Raw genomic sequence first — 15,520 nt, forward strand, 5'->3', positions numbered from 1 at the left:
TTTATTACTTTCGTGTTTTAAGAGAAACCTAGCCTTCCGAATGTAGATCCGTCTCTCTTCACGCATCGGATTGAGCGCTACGCATTGATTTGGCTCCCAATTCCTTGTCTCTTGCGCCCAACGCTCCGGGTGGTTAACTTGCGCAGCTTCATATATGTGTTTTTGCTTTTCCAATATGGCCAGATGTTCCCCCGTATGAATTGTACAGGTGTTACAAACTTCAACCCACTATGCAAGTGGATTTCGTTATACCAATTGATAAATTCACGTGCCCATTCACGCGCCTCTATAAGGGATCCAAAACCTTAATGGGGATAATTTGGTTTGTATTTGAGTGTTCTGAAAATCGCTTCAGAATACGGATGATCATTACTGACACGCGGTCTTGAGTAGGACCGTTGAATACCCAATTTCTCCAATAAACGTTGAAAAGTCTCAGCTTTCATAGGGCTTCCATTATCTGAATGCAAAACGAGTGGAGCTCCTTGTATTTTTTCATTCATCAGGGCTTTTTTTACCAGTGTTTCCGCGTGTTTCGCTTGTTCTGTTTCCCATACTTCCCAGCCCACAGTTTTTCTACTACTAGCCCTTGATTAGTATGGATGACATTAAAGAAATGAGGTCTCTGACTAAAGATGTTGAATTTGTAAATCCACCTGGTCGTCATGGCAGAAGAGGTTCGACAAAAGCACATAATGAAATATTAAAGATTATTGATTCTGCTTCGGCCTATGAAAGTTTTACTAAGGAGCTTAATCAGTGGGCTAAAAAAAGAATGAAAAATGGCATTATGGATTTACCAGAAGGATTGAGGAGGTAAAAAATGATGTTTCTTTATGGTTAGGATGCTTTAGTGATGAAACGCTTGCTCAACTTACTAAATCGTTAAAAGAACTAGCCTCTACATACAACAAGGATAATCCGATTCAAGACATCACGAAAAAAAACATGCTCACAACTTTTAATAAAAGTCATCTAGTAGATCTGAAATCATTTACTAAATTAAAAGAAGAATGGATTCGTAAAGAATGGGAGACAGAGTAATGTACTGGACATTGGATAAATTCTTAATTGGGCTATCATTCATCTTATTTACACCAGGCAGTTCCGATAATATCGCTGAGATTGAATAGTAAGGATTTGGGTTCTCTTCTGTTCCACCAATCCTACTCATTGGTACAATAATATTAAATGCAATCTCACTATATATGTTTTGGAGCAGAGCAGAATAGTAAGATGTTTATTTTACGTTTGCAAGATAGATTGTGAAGTGTACATTAAGATCAGTATGAATGTTTGGAAGAATCAGATACGTATTTCACGATTTAGTCGAATAGGCAAAGAGCTAGAAATAGAAAAATAAGTAACTTTTTGGGGGCATTTTATGGGAGAGCAAGAGAAATTAAAGATCTTTGATGATAATAAGAATCTAATAGGTGTAGCTACTCGAAGTGATGTTCACAGGATTGGATATTGGCACGAAGCGTTTCATTGTTGGTTTGTTAGTAATGAACAAGGAATAGATTATATTTATTTACAGCTTCGTAGTAATAATAAAAAAGACTACCCTAACCTATTAGATATAACTGCTGCTGGACATCTATTAGCTGATGAAACAGTTGAAGACGGAGTAAGGGAAATTAAAGAAGAAATTGGTATAGATTTAGCTTTTAAGGAGTTAATAAGGTTAGGTGTAATTGATTATTGTGTTGTGCAAGAAGGTTTCATTGATAAAGAATTAGCAAACGTTTTTTTATACAAGTGTGGAAATATTTTTGATGACTTCACACTTCAAGTGGACGAGGTTTCAGGGATAGTAAAAACCAAATTTATTGACTTCACTCAACTTTGGTCTGGAGAAAAAGGTGAAATCGAAATCAGTGGATTTAAAATAAATGATGACGGACAAAAGCAAATAATTAAAGAAAGTGTAAACAGAGATCAATTCGTACCACATCAAGTTACTTTTTACAAAGAAGTTATACAAAAGATTCAGGAACAAATTAGATAAAAACAATATTTTTCAATTAAAGAGCGCTTATCTTTAATAAGGTAAGTGTCCTTTTAAACATACTTTCCGATTTTCATAAAAGATTTTTAAAATGTGTTCTTTTAATTCTTTTTCTTTTTCTTTTTCCTTTGCTTTTTGAATCGCTATTTCTGTTTCATAGTAAAAGGTGCTTCGTGGTATTTGTAGGACTTTGCACATTGCTGATACCGAATAGATGTGTCGGTTTTTCTTTATGACGTCTATTTTCGTTCCATAATCAGCGCGGCTTGCTTTAAAATATCAACTTCTATTTCTAACTGCTTATTTTTTTTGTAACGCCACCAATTCTTGTTTCACCGGGCTTCGGTTATCGTTTTCTGTGAAGGAACCAGATTGTTTAAATTGGGTAATCCATCGGTCTAATGCAGACGCTGTTAATTCATATTCTCGGACAATATCTCCACGACTTTTTCCACCTTTTTTCATTCATAATCAAATTAATTTTATAATAGATATTGTGACTAGTGTCTTAGAGAAGAAAGGGGGGTATTAAATATTGATTAAAAATTTTGAGATTATGAAGAATAAAAATTTTGTATTATATTGGCTAGCGAGTTGGGCATCAACTTTAGGTGATGCTATATTTACTATTGGTATATCATGGTGGATTGTACAAGAAATAGGATCTGCGTTAGTAATGGGAACTTTCCTGTTAATCATGGGAACAACTCGATCCGTGTTCATGTTGTTTGGTGGGGTAATGGTTGATCGTAAAAGCCCTATACTTTTAATGAAACTATCATTGCTTACACGAGCAGCTGCTATGTGCATAATCATAATTGTCACTATGTTTTCAAACACATATATAATTTTATACATTATTGCTGGAATATACGGTATAGTAGACGCTGTTTTTCTCCCAGCAGCAGCAGCAGCACGCCAGCGCTTAGTAGCTAAAGAATACTATACACAATTAAATTCTCTGCTTTTATTAGCATCTCAGGTTTCTGTAATTATAGGACCAGTAATTGGAGCATTTTTATTAGCTGTAATTGGTTTTAAGAGTTTATTTGTATTAATAACTGTTGTTTTTGTCTTAGCGTCATTAGCATTACAGGTTATCAATCTTTTACCAATAAGTAATAAATCAAATGAATTATCTTCTAAAAAGAAAAAGAGTTCATTTAAACAAGAGATATTAGAAGGATTTAGTTATGTGATTAGAACCCCTATTATATTAACTAATATTATAGTCGCCATGATTGTTAATGCCGGTGTAAGTGTTTTGACAGTAGCTCTACCATTTTTTGCAAAGGAACTTAATGTTGGGGTAAAAGGACTAAGTATCATGACATCTGGAATGGGAATAGGTGGGACTGTAGGAGCAATTGTTTTTTCACTATGGATTATTAAATACCCTACTCCTCGTATGAATTATATGGTATGTGCGTTAGAAGGTCTCGCAGTGTTATTAATCTTTTTTACAGTAACTACCTGGCAAGTAGCCTTGTTATTAGCGATTGTAGGTTTTACAACTACAGCAATAAATGTTATTGCTCCCAGTGTTAATCAGTCTATAATTCCTAAGGAATTATTTGGACGTGTTGTAAGTGTTATGATGCTCGCAATGACAGGAACAATTCCAGTTTCACAAGCTTTGGCTGGCTATTTAATTGATAATATTAAATCTGTACATCAAGTATTTATATATGGGGGATTATTAGAGACATTAGCTGGAGTTATTGCATTATCAATTCCGGCAGTTCGTTTCTATAAAGTAATAAATGAATCTAATAATGAGAGTGTAGTAAAGAAAGAGGGATAAATGTCACAAGGAAAGTGGCCCACACGACTATTCAGAAAACATCGCTACTTTTGTAAGATACATGCCTCTGGATGGACCTGATTTTGGAAGCATAGAGTTAAATCAAGCACGTTTATATAAAAATTGGGAAAATATTTAAATGAGCAATGTAAGAGATTTTCATACGCTAAATAAATTAATTAGCTAGTTTTCTTGGGCTCTAGGCTAAGAACAAAACCGGTTTGTATTATGAGAAGATTGTGAACCTTGTTGATGGCATGAAGAACCATAAAATAGTCTATAAATTGCCGATAGTAAAAGAAAAGGAAGTAGTTTAATAAGGTGGTAAAATGGCTGACTTTTTTATTCAGAGCTTTTAAGATTACAACATAGGGTAAGGGTAATGGTGTACCATCTTATGGAAAGAATTCAGTACCAAAAGGACCTGGATTGTCAACACTAATCTAGACAGTTTTTTTAAGGTGTGTACGTTTGTACTCCACCGGGCTTAAATAATTTAATAACTGGCGTAAAGAATCTTGTGAGGTGATATCTTCCAATTAAATGATTTAAAAGGGGGATTATTGAATGAAGATAGAAATATTAAATGCTATCGATGAAGAGTTCGAAATGTGCCCAGAGGCCTTTGGAGGGCCTCTTAATATTGAGGAAGTAAACCAAGCAGAAGATGAACTAAAAGTAAAATTGCCAGAGGACTATAAAGAATTTCTTTTGAAATATGGTTCTGGAGCAGTTGGTGAGTCTATTATTTTGGGATTGAAAGAGGCAGGGTTTGTTGCGACACCATCTTTTGTAGATAAATCTCTACATTTTAGAAAAGCACTCCCTCAAGGGTATGAACAGTTTACTGCTATTGGTATAGACGGTGCAGGAAATCCAGTAGGCTTTAATTCCCCGAATACAGAAATTATTACATTTGACTTTAATTTCGGTGGGAAAGAAATTATAGCAGAGAGTTTTGAAGAATACTTAGAAAAGGCAATCCGTGAAGAATTAAATATACAGTTCTAACATTCGGGATATTAATTATAAATGGTTAGGGGTAAAGATATGAAATTAATAAGTAAAAGGTTGTATTTAAGAGAATTGACTGAAGTAGATGCACCCATTCTGTTAGAGGGTACGAGAGATCAAGAACTTCGTTATATGACAGGAACGAAATTAAACTTTACATTAGAACAAATTAAAGCGCATATTCAACATATAAATCATGATGAATCGCGGTATGATTTTGCCATTTGTTTAAAGGAAAATGATCAAATGATTGGTGAATTATCTATTTTAGATATCGATCAAGAAAATAAAAAAGCAGGTTTTAGAATAGCATTAAATTCCATGGCTTTAACAGGTCAAGGGTATGGAACCGAAGCAATAAAGGTAATCTTACCGTTTGTTTTTGAAGAATTGCAATTAAACCGCTTACAATTGGAAGTGTTTGATCATAATCTTCGAGGAATTACCGCCTATGAAAAAGTTGGATTTGTAAAAGAGGGTGTATTGCGTGATTCCCTAAATTTTGAGGGTAAATACGCTGATGAGATCATCATGGCACTGTTAAAAAAAGATTATACACAACTGACATACTAAATGTACATATTTCTAAACACGACATTAGGCTGATGAGCGTATAAGGCGACTTTCCCCGTAGTAGATTCATTGAGGAAAGGCCGCTTTTTTTATTTTGGCTCTTTTCGTATAGATGGTTGCTTTACTTTTTCAAGAGAAGCAATCTAACATATACTTGATTCCCTTTTTGTTATTTCGCCATTTTGATCATTCACATAGTCAGTGCCATGCTCACATTTTTCTTTATTTTCCCATTTCAAACTATACTTTTCACCTTTGTGACTAACTGATATGATTCTAACTTTACCAATGTGTTTGGTATGCTCTTTTAACACAATTGATCTTGCTTGATCTTCGGAAATTTTCGGTTTAGAGAAGTTATTACAACCACTTGTTATCATCAGTAACAATAGAGAAAAGACTAAAACGGTTCGCTTCATAAACATCCCCCATATTCATTTAGCGCTATCACTTCTGTTCAAACTGCATAACACGTCTATCAGCAACCACCTTTAAGAAGACACCCTACCCTTTCAAAAGGTAGGGTGTCTTCTTATTCAACCATTCTCACATTAACATAAACAACAAGTAGCAAATAACCAAGAACAATGAGAGGCAGGATCATTTGCATGGGCGCGAAGGTTACAAACCCGCTCACTACTAATAGGATCCCTACAACAAAGCTATAAGAGCCAATAAGCTCAGCGAGTTTCTTTTGATCTCTCACGCGATGTTGGTTGTAGCCTCTTAAAAATTGTGTTTGCTTCTTTACGCCCACTACGTACGAAAGCACAAGAAAAATCATGCCCAAAAAGAAGGCGCCATAGTCCATAAACAACAACCTCCAGAAATCCATTTTTTTATAGAAATTCTGTGTCTGAATCTAGGAAGTATTCTGTAATAATTTGTCGCTTGTCTACCTATTCTACACTTCCTATTGTGCTCCTTCTAAAAGAAGAGAAAGAGATCAAATATTGTAAAATAGTTCATTTTCTGTATAATTATATATATTTGTAATGTATGTAATGAGGGGGAACTTGATGCTAGTGAAACCGTCTGATCGAGCGCTGTTTAAAAATCAAAATTACATGTTACTATGGCTGGGGCAAGCAATCTCTCAATTTGGAGATGCGATTAGCTTTGTTGCAATTCCGCTGCTTGTCTTTCAGTTGAGTGGTTCGCCGATTAATTTGACGTTGTCTTTTGTAATTGAAACGGTTCCATGGATTGTTCTTGGACCGATTGCGGGTGTATTTATTGATAGATGGAACAAGCGCACGGTCATGATGGCAATGGATTTGATCCGATGTGTGATTGTGGGATGCATTTTTTTCACGGAGAATGTATATCTTTTGTACGCGTTAGGATTTCTTATTCAAAGTGCTGCGGCCATCTTTGCGCCTGCTCGATCTTCGTTCATTCCGCAGCTTGTGAAAAAAGAGCATTATGTGAAGGCGATCGCCTTATCTCATGTCGCTTTTCAAACGGTTCAAGTGATGGGTCCGATCGTGGCAGCTGCTGTTATAGGATGGCTAGGACTGAGAATGGCTTTTATCGTAGATTCAATGACTTTTCTACTCGCGCTTCTTTTTTGTGTCATGATTAAGCATGTAGAAACAAGCGCAAACGATACCGTGCGAAGGCCCTTTTTGACTTCTTTAAAAGAAGGCATTTCTTATATTGGAAAGAGTGTGGTTCTAAGACATGTTACGTATATCAATTTACTAAAAGCGGTTATTCAATCCTTCATTATGATTGGTACACTTCTTTATATGAAAGAACTTTTTCATGTAAAGGGCGCTCGTAGTGATCAACTGTATAGTCTGATGATTGGAATCATGGCGTTCGGAACGATTCTTGGAACGTGGCTCATTGGTGTAAAAGAAGCGGTGATTCATCGAAGATTCTTAATCCTCGGAGGGTTATCGCTTCAGGGCATTTGTCTTCTACTGATTGCTGCTGCGCCCAATGTATATGTACTAGGTAGTTTGTTTTTTGTTTCGGGGTTTGCTTTATCAGGAGCGACGAGTCCTGTATCGGCATTTTATGCTGAGCATACGAACGATCACATTCGGGGAAGAGTGTATTCGGTTACAAACGCTACCTTACAAATGGCTTCCATTATCGCCTTTATCGTGGCAGGTGCGATTGCCAATTATAGTAGCGGAACCCTCTTATTTACTGTCGCGGGGCTACTGCTGCTGCTATGTACGCCTTTATTAATTCTCGCAACGCGGAGTAGTCTTAGTACGGTGACTACGAATGTCATTTTACGACCGCAAGACGCTATGGAAAAAGTAGAAAAATAACCATACTCCTATCTAGCGCAACGTTAGAAAGTGGAGAAAAACCCTGAATTTCGTCAAATTCAGGGTTTTTCAGTTCTTTTTTGAAAGCAAACGGATGATGAAGTGCTAAGTTTAACCCGCTACTATCGATGAGTAGGGGATCAACTGGCGCATCTGCTGTGTCTTAGCAGGTGCGCTATAAGTAGTCAAGGGTAGCGAACATGATGACGGTGCCAAGAAGACACATGACCCACGAAAGGACAGAGAAAGAGGAGGAAGCAAGCACCCTTCGTAGTTTTTCTAATGTCGGTTGTAGGAAATCTCCTAGTACTTTCGCTAGCCCAGAAAGCAACAGCGATGGCAGGACCATTATGAAGGTATAGCTCGCTAAAAGGGGCAGCCATTGATCACTCGTGAATTCACGATAGCTGACGTACCCAATGGTAATAAAATAAGGGAAAGCCGTACTCGCTTCCATAAGAAATGTCATAAAGCCGAGCCCAACCATCGCCGACTTCCGCTGATTTCGCGCCTTCGGAAGGGTTCTTTTTTTCTTAGAAACAAAGAAACTAAGCACAAATAAAAGCAGACCAATACTAAAGAGTGTCCAACTGATCATAGCATCGTGAAAAAGGTGGGTCACAGAAGGGAGGTAGGTCTGAATGCCCATCATTAAACCAACACCTAATAAAAAATAGAGAAGATAGACCGTGGATACGTACAAGGATATTTTGACCGCTAGCGCTTTGGTTTCTTTCACAAGCAAAAAGAGAGTTACACCGATCATCGTTGGACTCAATGAATCAAGTAACGCTAACCCACTAATATAGAGGATGTCCTCACCTTTCATTTCGTGTTTTCCTTACCGTCTGAAAGGATGAGCGCCCGGCAGACGTAGCCTATGCCAAGACCAATTAGGACCCCTATCATCGCATGATCAAAGAGTAAACCAATCGCTGCACCAATCATGACAAATCCGTAAATCACAAAATCGCTCACTTTCATTTTTCATCACCTCACACTTAGTGTAAAAGGTGACGTAAGGTTATGTGCAAGCGTTCTTTTTCGATAGTTCCGAATCGGTGATATCATGGGTGAAAGGATGAACAAAAAAACAGGTGCAATCAATGCACCTGCCCTCTTAGTTAGGATTTTGGTTAAACGTAACGGTCACACCGTACTGTTCACCGAGCTTTTCGACGTCACGATGATACGAGTGAAAGTCTTGCACACCTTTGTCAATCGATGCGTTTGCTTCGGTTACTTTGCTTTGATTATTCGTTTCGATGCTTTCTTTAATGAGCTTAAAGCCGTTCAAATGACCGAGAACGCCAGATAAATATTTTTGATGAGCCTTTTGTAGAGCGGGTAACGTAGGGTGTAGCGCTTCTACTTTTTTTGAAAAGGCCGTATAGTCAGGAATGATGTCTTTCGTGAGCGTGTCATAAAATGCCTTCTTAGTAATGGTCTTGCTTGTCACGATTTCTTGGTAACGTTTAATAAGCCGCTTTTCTTCACTGCCAAGAGGTTGTAATTGAACGGTGACATACTGTTCGATCTCTTTTCTTATTTCCGCGTTACTCATGTTGTTACGTTCATTTGTTGTGTTTTTACCACTTTTACTATTGGTCGTGACTGTAAATGTACATCCTGAAAGTGAGAGTGCGCCTGCTAGCAGCAAGCTGATCCAAAGGATATTTTTCATAGAATCCCTCCTGATTCAGTAACAATTACTGGTAACTACCTATGATTATGGCATTATACTAAAAATATTTCCATTTAATTTTTTTTCGGAGGTGAAAGGTTGATTATTGTACGTTGTTTTTTGTGCGGCATATGCCTTTTTATATATAGATAATTTGAAAAAAATGGTATTATGGAGAAAAGTGATTACAAAGGCAGGTACTTATGAGAAGAATCTATCAGTCTTTGAAAGTAGAATGGTTGCTCGTAAAGAGGAGACCGTGGACATGGCTCGTTCTCTTATTATTTATAAGTGCGACTTCGTTTCATTTCTTTCTTCGTTTTAAAGAGGGAAGTGTAGGAGGGGCTTTAACGTCGTCTGCCTTTTTAGTGCAAGGTGGTCTGTTTGTTAGCCTAGGTTTTGGTTATTATAGCGTCAATTTAGAAAAGGCTTCCTCGGCAGAAGAACTTTTTGGAACATTGCCTTATGGAAAACAAGCAAAGATTTTAGGGAAATTAAGCTTGCTTATACTGCTTGCTTTGTTTGCTGTGTGCTGTGCGGCACTTCTGTACGTGCTCCTAACTGTTATGTTTCACGAACCGTTCTTCTATTTCTCTCATGTGTTGGAATACTTTCTCCTCTATTGGTTTTTACCATTTTGTATTACCGGAATAATCGGCATGATTGTTGGACTCGTAACATCATCTCGCGGAGCGTATCTTGGACTTTTGCTGCTTGGTATATTGATGGGCCCTTTGAATATGGCGCTCTTTGAAACCCTTTCTTTATGGCTGTCTAGAGATCTTTATCCTGTGGCTCATTTTTTTAACGTCGGACAAACGGATCCTAATACGCCCTTTGACCCAGTCTATGGCTACCCGCTTGAAATAAAACGATATTTGCAAAAAGGAATACTGCTGCTTCTTGTTCTGTGGCTTTTATTCGCAATGATTCTGAAACAACAGCGCTCTTTTTACAAAGTGTTCGGCATAGGCAGTGTTCTTTTTGGCCTAAGTAGTACCGTACTCATTTCCTTGTATCGTCACGATGATCAAGTTATTTATACAGCTTTGGAACAAAATTCTGTAAAAAAATACGATAGTAGGTATTATGAGAAGCATTCACAAGCTACGTGGCCAACGACGAAGAATGTACAAGTAACGTCGTACGACCTGAATGTGACTGCATATCGAGGATTAGCGGTATCTATGAAACTTGGATTACGGGCGACTGCTCCGAGTAATGAGGTGGTCTTCACGTTGTATCACGATTTACACGTAACGTCTGTTAAAACGGTAACGGGTCAAGCGCTTTCTTTTCAACAAAGCGGCGATCAACTACACATTCATCACAGTTTAAAAAAGCATGAACAAGCAACGCTTCTTATTTCGTATGCAGGCACAAGCTCGCCTTATTTTTTCGCAAATGAACAAGCGGTCATGCTGCCAAGTTATTTTGCATGGCTTCCGTCCATTGGGGAGGGCGTTGCTATGAAATGGGTTGAAAATTCCGTGCGCCCGTATCCAATTCACGCGCAGCAACCGATTCACTATAAAGTACGCTATAGCGGACCTTTACCGCTATACACCTCATTAAAAAAACAGCAAGAGACTGTGTGGGAAGGAACAACGACAGACGGTCTCACGTTAGTAGCAGGCATGATGAAAGAGCGCGTGACGCAAAGCGCCCGCATCGTATATCCATCCACTTTATCTAAAACGCTTACACACGCTGAAGATTATGTGAAAAAAGTAAAGCGAATGAGTAGCGAAATAAGAAAAGTGTTAAAGCTACCTACGAAGGCGGCAATTACTGACGTGTATTTTCTATCCATAGCGGATGAATCGCCGCATTATGCTTCAAATATTAGGTTTACTCGCGGGACGATGTTTGTCGGTGTTAACGAACTATCTCTTTACGTTGATCAAGCGATGATTCCCGCCGTAACATTAGCCGTGATCCGCAATGAGCAAGTCATCAAGCAGCCGCCGGAGATGACGGATTTATTTATTCTTTCGTACGATTATTGGTATGAACAAGCCCATCCGGCCATCAAACAAGAAGAGAAACCGTTACTTTTGCGAAACCTAGATCTCTATCAAGACGATCCAGAACAAGCGGTTCTGATGAAACGCTATAAAACGCTGCTTGCCTTTATGAAACATCATGACAATCGTGAACTTCAGTCCTTTTTCAGAGCATGGGCACAGTCTTTACGTAGTGAAAAGGCAATGAATGATCAGGACGTACAAGCGTTAATGAACAGGGAGGATGGCGCAAATTGAGTGAGTTGCTAATCGATACGATTACGAAAAGCTATAAGAAATACAAGGCGCTAGATCAGATTACGTTACAGATTTCTCCGGGTATGTTTGGCTTATTAGGGCCGAATGGGGCAGGTAAGACGACGCTAATGCGCATATTAACAACCATTGTTGAGCCAACAGCAGGCACCATTACCTTTGGTGACGTTACGTGGAAACAGCCAGAAGCGGTTCGCCAGTTGATCGGTTACCTTCCGCAAAAATTTTCACTCTACAAACATATTACAGTGACGGAAGTGTTAACCCATATTGCCACGATGAAGGGCATGACCCGGCGGAAAGAGCAAGCAGTGGCAGACGTCCTTGAAAAGGTGAATTTACAAGATCATCGTCATAAAAAAATTAAAGAGTTATCAGGTGGCATGGTGCGCCGTGTTGGCATTGCGCAGGCTATCTTACATTCTCCCAAAATCATTGTAGTGGATGAACCAACTGCGGGCTTAGATCCGCAAGAACGTATTCGTTTCCGAAAACTCTTACGACAGCTAGGAAAAGAAGCGACGGTCATTGTTTCCACACATATCGTAGAAGACATTGAATCGATTTGTGATACGTTAGCGGTGCTCAAAAAAGGACACGTGATTTTTAATGGTTCCCTGCAAACGCTCACAGAGATGGCGGCGAATGATGTATGGGAAATGGAGGCTAGTAAAGAAGCGTTTTTTGATGCGATTGACGAGCTTGATATTATTTCTAGCAAATACGAAAATCATCGCTATCGCTATCGCGTCGTTTCAACTAATCCGCTGCCAGGCGCTAAACACGTTACGCCGAATTTAGAGGAAGCCTATATGTATTTGATGGGGCAAGCGCAACGATGAAAGGGAGAATCAATCTCGTCTTTGACTGGAAAGTGATGGGTGCCAATGCATACATTCCTGTATTTGTTTCTGTTCTACTCATTGGGTATAGTGCGCTAACGCCTGACTCGGTAGCGAAACTGCTGCCTGTTCTTGAATTTTGTTATCCGGTATGTGCCGCTTGGTGGGTGATTTTTATTTTTCAAGATGTGCTTGAAGAAACCGGGAGTGAAACGTTATTTAGCTACCCATTGTCACGCTGGAAGTTAGGGGTTGTCAGAGCTTTTCTCTTCTATTTGCTGTTTCTCGTGCTGCTTATTGTCACTGTATGCATGATCGATTGGATCGCTACTGGCGCACTTTTTCCTTCGCTTTTCGTGCAATTAGGAATGGAAGCTTTCTTTTTTTCGGGAGTAGGCTTTTTAGCCATTACTTTGACGCGAAATACGGGCTGGTCGCTCGTCATTGTTATCATTTATCTTAGCAGTCAACTGTTAACAAGGGGAGCATTCATTCCGGTTCTAAATGTGTTTTTATTTAATCAAGCGCTGTTCTCACTGCAAGATCTGATGGCTGCACAATGGAAGACGGTTGTACTCGGCCTTTGTTTATGGGCTGGCGGACAGTATGCTTTTCAGCGCCTAGAGAAATTTAATTAGAATGATGGAAAACATACTACACTACAAAAAACGGCGAATGCTCCTAAAAACAGGACTAAGCGGTTTTTTTAGTGTGTACGCTTTAGCACGAAGCGCCGTCATCTTCAAGCCAGTTGTAGTCTTTCTTTTGCAAACCTAGAAACGCTTGCCACTCATAGTCATGGCGAGGAGTGGGTGTCGCATCGAGCCAATTGTAGCCCTTGTTCTCATAAGCGACTTCCTGGCGCTTGTCCACGATCAAGACGCCATAGAGTGCACCGTAAAAATATTGCGCAAAGCTTTGGCGGATTTTGCCTCGCTTGTATTGATAGACACTCACTTTGAAACTTTGAATAATGCTTGGCACGAGGTGTTCAATCGGTGTGGAGAGAAAGTCTAGCTTTTTATACGCCATACGTGCCGTTTGCCAAAGGTGGCAAATTTCCGTTGCGCTCGTAAAAAAAGAGCGTACGGCATTAATAAATTCACGTGGAATGTAAGTGGGAAGATACGAATAGTCAAGAACAGGTGACGGGACGACGGTCTCCTTACGTATGGTTTTGGTATATAATTCTTTTGTTTCAGGTCTTAACGTTTCAGGTGGCGTAGCGGGCGCTTCTTCCCTTTGTTCTGTAGGGATGTCACACTCCTCACGTTCTGTCATATACGGTGGAGTCGTTCCGTCATAGTAGTGAAAAATAAATACATTATGCGCATAGCCACCACGCTTACGGATCGTATGTAACGAAGAAAGAATCCCAAGCTTGCGCGCTTTACGCAACATGCGTTCGACCGTTGAACGAGAGATTCCACCCATTTGATGGCAAGCTGCCACAAGTTTGCAAATGCGCGCGTTACAAACACCGATGACTTTCACGCTAAAGCGTGTTAATTGGTGAAACGCCAGACGCTCGCCTTTCGTAAAACGATGGCCATAATCATTTAAAAAACGTTTGTTCGAAGCATTAAACTCTCTTACGCTTTGAAATTCACTGTACGTTTGAAATGCAGAAATGTGTCCAGGGTTCATAAAAATCGTCCTCTCCATCATAAAGTGAGTAAACCTTTTCACTTTGTAAATAGAGAAACGTAGAAAAAAAGTAGCATGGTGTGTGAAAAAAATTTTGCGTCATGAAGTAGCAACGAGCAACATACACTCATCAATGAAGTTTTTTTCTCTAGGAGGGAAAAAAGAATGGACGTGATTGCCCGTAGTGGAGATACCCTTCATTATTATAGTCAGCTATTTGACCTACCGCTTATTTTAGTGCAAGATGCCAATCGGGGTATTGGTGATGGTCCATTATTGCCGGGACAGCTTGTGAAAATCCCAGGCTTTAAAGTGGGCACGAGAACGATGAATCGGGAAACCTCGTTAAATGTGGTGGCGGAAGAACTTAAATTGCCAGTCGACGCGTTGTTTTTAGTGAATCAGGAAGAGTCCTTGCCGCTAAGGGGAGGTGGAGGGACGCTCGTTGTGCCACAACGAGTACAACAACGTGTGGTCACTGTTGGCGTGCCATATTCGTATGACATACTTTGTCATGACTTACGCAAGTTGTGGAAAACATATCCTTTTTTAACGTTAGAATCGGCAGGCACATCGGTATTGAAAAATGAGCTCTTTCATGTGAAGAGTGGGAGAGGCGAGAAAAAAGTTCATATAAATGGCTCGTTTCATGCGAATGAATGGATTACAACCGCGATTCTGATGGTTTTTTTAAATGATTATTTGCTCGCTTTAACAAATCATCGAGCCATTCGTGGCGTTAATATGCTTGCATTATATGAATCTTGCTTATTATCAGCCGTGCCGATGGTCGATCCTGATGGTGTGAATTTAGTAGTAGACGGTCCACCGAGCGAAGAACCGTACCGAACGCTTGTGACAAAATTAAACAAAGGGAATCCAACCTTTAAAGATTGGAAAGCCAATATTCGTGGCGTAGACTTAAACAATCAATTGCCAGCGCGCTGGGAAATTGAAAAGGCACGCAAGCCACAAGCAGCCGCACCACGTGATTATCCAGGCGATTATCCCCTTTCTGAGCCCGAGGCAAGAGCAATGGCGCGACTCGCTGAAGAAGAGGATTTTGATCGGGTCATTGCGCTGCATACGCAAGGAAAAGAATTTTATTGGGGCTTTGAACAAGAAGAGCCTGAGGAAGCCGAAGCGATTGCCCAAGAATTTGCGCGGGTCAGCGGTTATAAAGCAGTGCGCTACGTCGATTCGTATGCAGGCTACAAGGATTGGTTCATTCAGACGTTTCGCCGACCGGGCTTTACGATTGAGCTCGGCGAAGGCGTCAATCCGTTACCGCTCTCGCAATTTCAAGACATTTATGATGATACACTTGGCATTTTTTTAGCAAGTTTATATATGTAGAGACCGAATCGCTGAACGT

General features: G+C 39.6%; 17 protein-coding genes and 1 pseudogene. 11 read left to right on the top strand and 7 right to left on the bottom strand.

The window, feature by feature from the left end; all coding sequences use genetic code 11:
- Positions 1–305 precede the first annotated feature (305 nt).
- Positions 306–569 carry an IS3 family transposase gene (locus A374_RS20140; RefSeq protein WP_007203093.1) on the bottom strand — a complete coding sequence of 88 codons (264 nt, stop codon included), beginning with the start codon at positions 567–569 and terminating at the stop codon, positions 306–308.
- A gap of 29 nt (positions 570–598) precedes the next feature.
- Here A374_RS20140 and A374_RS15070 point away from each other — a divergent pair, with 29 nt between their 5' ends.
- The 6 genes and pseudogenes from A374_RS15070 to A374_RS15090 all read left to right on the top strand — a co-directional run bounded on the left by A374_RS15070 (position 599) and on the right by A374_RS15090 (position 5,402).
- Positions 599–820 (top strand): hypothetical protein, encoded by a 222-nt coding sequence (locus A374_RS15070; RefSeq protein ID WP_040340644.1) that lies wholly within the window; start codon positions 599–601, stop codon positions 818–820.
- A 564-nt stretch (positions 821–1,384) separates the two neighbouring features.
- Positions 1,385–2,011: an NUDIX hydrolase gene (locus A374_RS15075; protein ID WP_007203095.1), complete on the top strand. Its 627-nt coding sequence runs from the start codon at positions 1,385–1,387 to the stop codon at positions 2,009–2,011.
- A 535-nt stretch (positions 2,012–2,546) separates the two neighbouring features.
- A complete protein-coding gene (locus tag A374_RS15080) occupies positions 2,547–3,815 on the top strand; it encodes an MFS transporter (RefSeq protein ID WP_007203097.1) in 1,269 nt (422 codons plus the stop codon).
- A gap of 34 nt (positions 3,816–3,849) precedes the next feature.
- Positions 3,850–3,954 (top strand): annotated as a pseudogene (locus A374_RS21485) (hypothetical protein); the annotation flags it as partial.
- A 428-nt stretch (positions 3,955–4,382) separates the two neighbouring features.
- Positions 4,383–4,826: an SMI1/KNR4 family protein gene (locus tag A374_RS15085; protein WP_007203098.1), complete on the top strand. Its 444-nt coding sequence runs from the start codon at positions 4,383–4,385 to the stop codon at positions 4,824–4,826.
- A gap of 39 nt (positions 4,827–4,865) precedes the next feature.
- On the top strand, positions 4,866–5,402 hold the full coding sequence (locus A374_RS15090; RefSeq protein ID WP_007203099.1) for a GNAT family N-acetyltransferase: 537 nt from the start codon (positions 4,866–4,868) through the stop codon (positions 5,400–5,402).
- Between the two features lie 143 nt (positions 5,403–5,545).
- Here A374_RS15090 and A374_RS15095 read toward each other — a convergent pair whose 3' ends face one another.
- On the bottom strand, positions 5,546–5,821 hold the full coding sequence (locus tag A374_RS15095; RefSeq protein WP_007203100.1) for a hypothetical protein: 276 nt from the start codon (positions 5,819–5,821) through the stop codon (positions 5,546–5,548).
- Positions 5,822–5,934: 113 nt separating this feature from the next.
- The gene (locus A374_RS15100) at positions 5,935–6,213 is read right to left on the bottom strand and encodes a DUF3784 domain-containing protein (protein WP_007203101.1); all 279 of its coding nucleotides are present in this window, start codon (positions 6,211–6,213) and stop codon (positions 5,935–5,937) included.
- 208 nt (positions 6,214–6,421) lie between these two features.
- On the opposite strand from A374_RS15100, the gene A374_RS15105 reads away from it, so the two are divergent.
- A complete protein-coding gene (locus A374_RS15105; RefSeq protein ID WP_007203102.1) occupies positions 6,422–7,690 on the top strand; it encodes an MFS transporter in 1,269 nt (422 codons plus the stop codon).
- Between the two features lie 175 nt (positions 7,691–7,865).
- On the opposite strand, the gene A374_RS15110 is transcribed toward A374_RS15105, so the two are convergent.
- From A374_RS15110 to A374_RS15120, 3 genes are all read right to left on the bottom strand, one after another.
- Positions 7,866–8,519 (bottom strand): GAP family protein, encoded by a 654-nt coding sequence (locus tag A374_RS15110; protein ID WP_007203103.1) that lies wholly within the window; start codon positions 8,517–8,519, stop codon positions 7,866–7,868.
- A complete protein-coding gene (locus tag A374_RS20940) occupies positions 8,516–8,674 on the bottom strand; it encodes a hypothetical protein (RefSeq protein WP_007203104.1) in 159 nt (52 codons plus the stop codon). The genes A374_RS15110 and A374_RS20940 overlap by 4 nt, the downstream gene beginning before the upstream one ends.
- Before the next feature lie 136 nt (positions 8,675–8,810).
- Positions 8,811–9,374, bottom strand: coding sequence for a hypothetical protein (locus tag A374_RS15120; RefSeq protein ID WP_007203105.1), 564 nt, complete (start codon positions 9,372–9,374; stop codon positions 8,811–8,813).
- A 203-nt stretch (positions 9,375–9,577) separates the two neighbouring features.
- On the opposite strand from A374_RS15120, the gene A374_RS15130 reads away from it, so the two are divergent.
- The 3 genes from A374_RS15130 to A374_RS15140 are packed head-to-tail and all read left to right on the top strand — an operon-like array spanning position 9,578 to position 13,136.
- Complete coding sequence (locus tag A374_RS15130; protein WP_156793240.1) at positions 9,578–11,638, top strand: hypothetical protein; 2,061 nt, start codon at positions 9,578–9,580, stop codon at positions 11,636–11,638.
- Positions 11,635–12,498: an ABC transporter ATP-binding protein gene (locus A374_RS15135; RefSeq protein ID WP_007203107.1), complete on the top strand. Its 864-nt coding sequence runs from the start codon at positions 11,635–11,637 to the stop codon at positions 12,496–12,498. The genes A374_RS15130 and A374_RS15135 overlap by 4 nt, the downstream gene beginning before the upstream one ends.
- Positions 12,495–13,136, top strand: coding sequence for a hypothetical protein (locus tag A374_RS15140; RefSeq protein WP_007203108.1), 642 nt, complete (start codon positions 12,495–12,497; stop codon positions 13,134–13,136). Before A374_RS15135 ends, A374_RS15140 begins: the two co-directional genes overlap by 4 nt.
- Before the next feature lie 82 nt (positions 13,137–13,218).
- On the opposite strand, the gene A374_RS15145 is transcribed toward A374_RS15140, so the two are convergent.
- Positions 13,219–14,145: a hypothetical protein gene (locus tag A374_RS15145; RefSeq protein ID WP_007203109.1), complete on the bottom strand. Its 927-nt coding sequence runs from the start codon at positions 14,143–14,145 to the stop codon at positions 13,219–13,221.
- Between the two features lie 165 nt (positions 14,146–14,310).
- Between A374_RS15145 and A374_RS15150 the strand changes: the two genes are divergently transcribed.
- On the top strand, positions 14,311–15,501 hold the full coding sequence (locus A374_RS15150; protein ID WP_007203110.1) for a M14 family metallopeptidase: 1,191 nt from the start codon (positions 14,311–14,313) through the stop codon (positions 15,499–15,501).
- Positions 15,502–15,520: the final 19 nt, after the last annotated feature.

This window comes from Fictibacillus macauensis ZFHKF-1, from assembly GCF_000269865.1.
Lineage (GTDB): Bacteria > Bacillota > Bacilli > Bacillales > Fictibacillaceae > Fictibacillus_C > Fictibacillus_C macauensis.

What these genes read in the sequence shown, in the direction of transcription:
- A374_RS15070 (WP_040340644.1), top strand. Translation starts at nt 599, where the DNA reads ATGGATGACATTAAAGAAATGAGGTCTCTGACTAAAGATGTTGAATTT.
- A374_RS15075 (WP_007203095.1), top strand. Translation starts at nt 1,385, where the DNA reads ATGGGAGAGCAAGAGAAATTAAAGATCTTTGATGATAATAAGAATCTA.
- A374_RS15085 (WP_007203098.1), top strand. Translation starts at nt 4,383, where the DNA reads ATGAAGATAGAAATATTAAATGCTATCGATGAAGAGTTCGAAATGTGC.
- A374_RS15090 (WP_007203099.1), top strand. Translation starts at nt 4,866, where the DNA reads ATGAAATTAATAAGTAAAAGGTTGTATTTAAGAGAATTGACTGAAGTA.
- A374_RS15095 (WP_007203100.1), bottom strand. Translation starts at nt 5,821, where the DNA reads ATGAAGCGAACCGTTTTAGTCTTTTCTCTATTGTTACTGATGATAACA.
- A374_RS15100 (WP_007203101.1), bottom strand. Translation starts at nt 6,213, where the DNA reads ATGGACTATGGCGCCTTCTTTTTGGGCATGATTTTTCTTGTGCTTTCG.
- A374_RS15105 (WP_007203102.1), top strand. Translation starts at nt 6,422, where the DNA reads ATGCTAGTGAAACCGTCTGATCGAGCGCTGTTTAAAAATCAAAATTAC.
- A374_RS15110 (WP_007203103.1), bottom strand. Translation starts at nt 8,519, where the DNA reads ATGAAAGGTGAGGACATCCTCTATATTAGTGGGTTAGCGTTACTTGAT.
- A374_RS20940 (WP_007203104.1), bottom strand. Translation starts at nt 8,674, where the DNA reads ATGAAAGTGAGCGATTTTGTGATTTACGGATTTGTCATGATTGGTGCA.
- A374_RS15120 (WP_007203105.1), bottom strand. Translation starts at nt 9,374, where the DNA reads ATGAAAAATATCCTTTGGATCAGCTTGCTGCTAGCAGGCGCACTCTCA.
- A374_RS15130 (WP_156793240.1), top strand. Translation starts at nt 9,578, where the DNA reads ATGAGAAGAATCTATCAGTCTTTGAAAGTAGAATGGTTGCTCGTAAAG.
- A374_RS15140 (WP_007203108.1), top strand. Translation starts at nt 12,495, where the DNA reads ATGAAAGGGAGAATCAATCTCGTCTTTGACTGGAAAGTGATGGGTGCC.
- A374_RS15145 (WP_007203109.1), bottom strand. Translation starts at nt 14,145, where the DNA reads ATGAACCCTGGACACATTTCTGCATTTCAAACGTACAGTGAATTTCAA.
- A374_RS15150 (WP_007203110.1), top strand. Translation starts at nt 14,311, where the DNA reads ATGGACGTGATTGCCCGTAGTGGAGATACCCTTCATTATTATAGTCAG.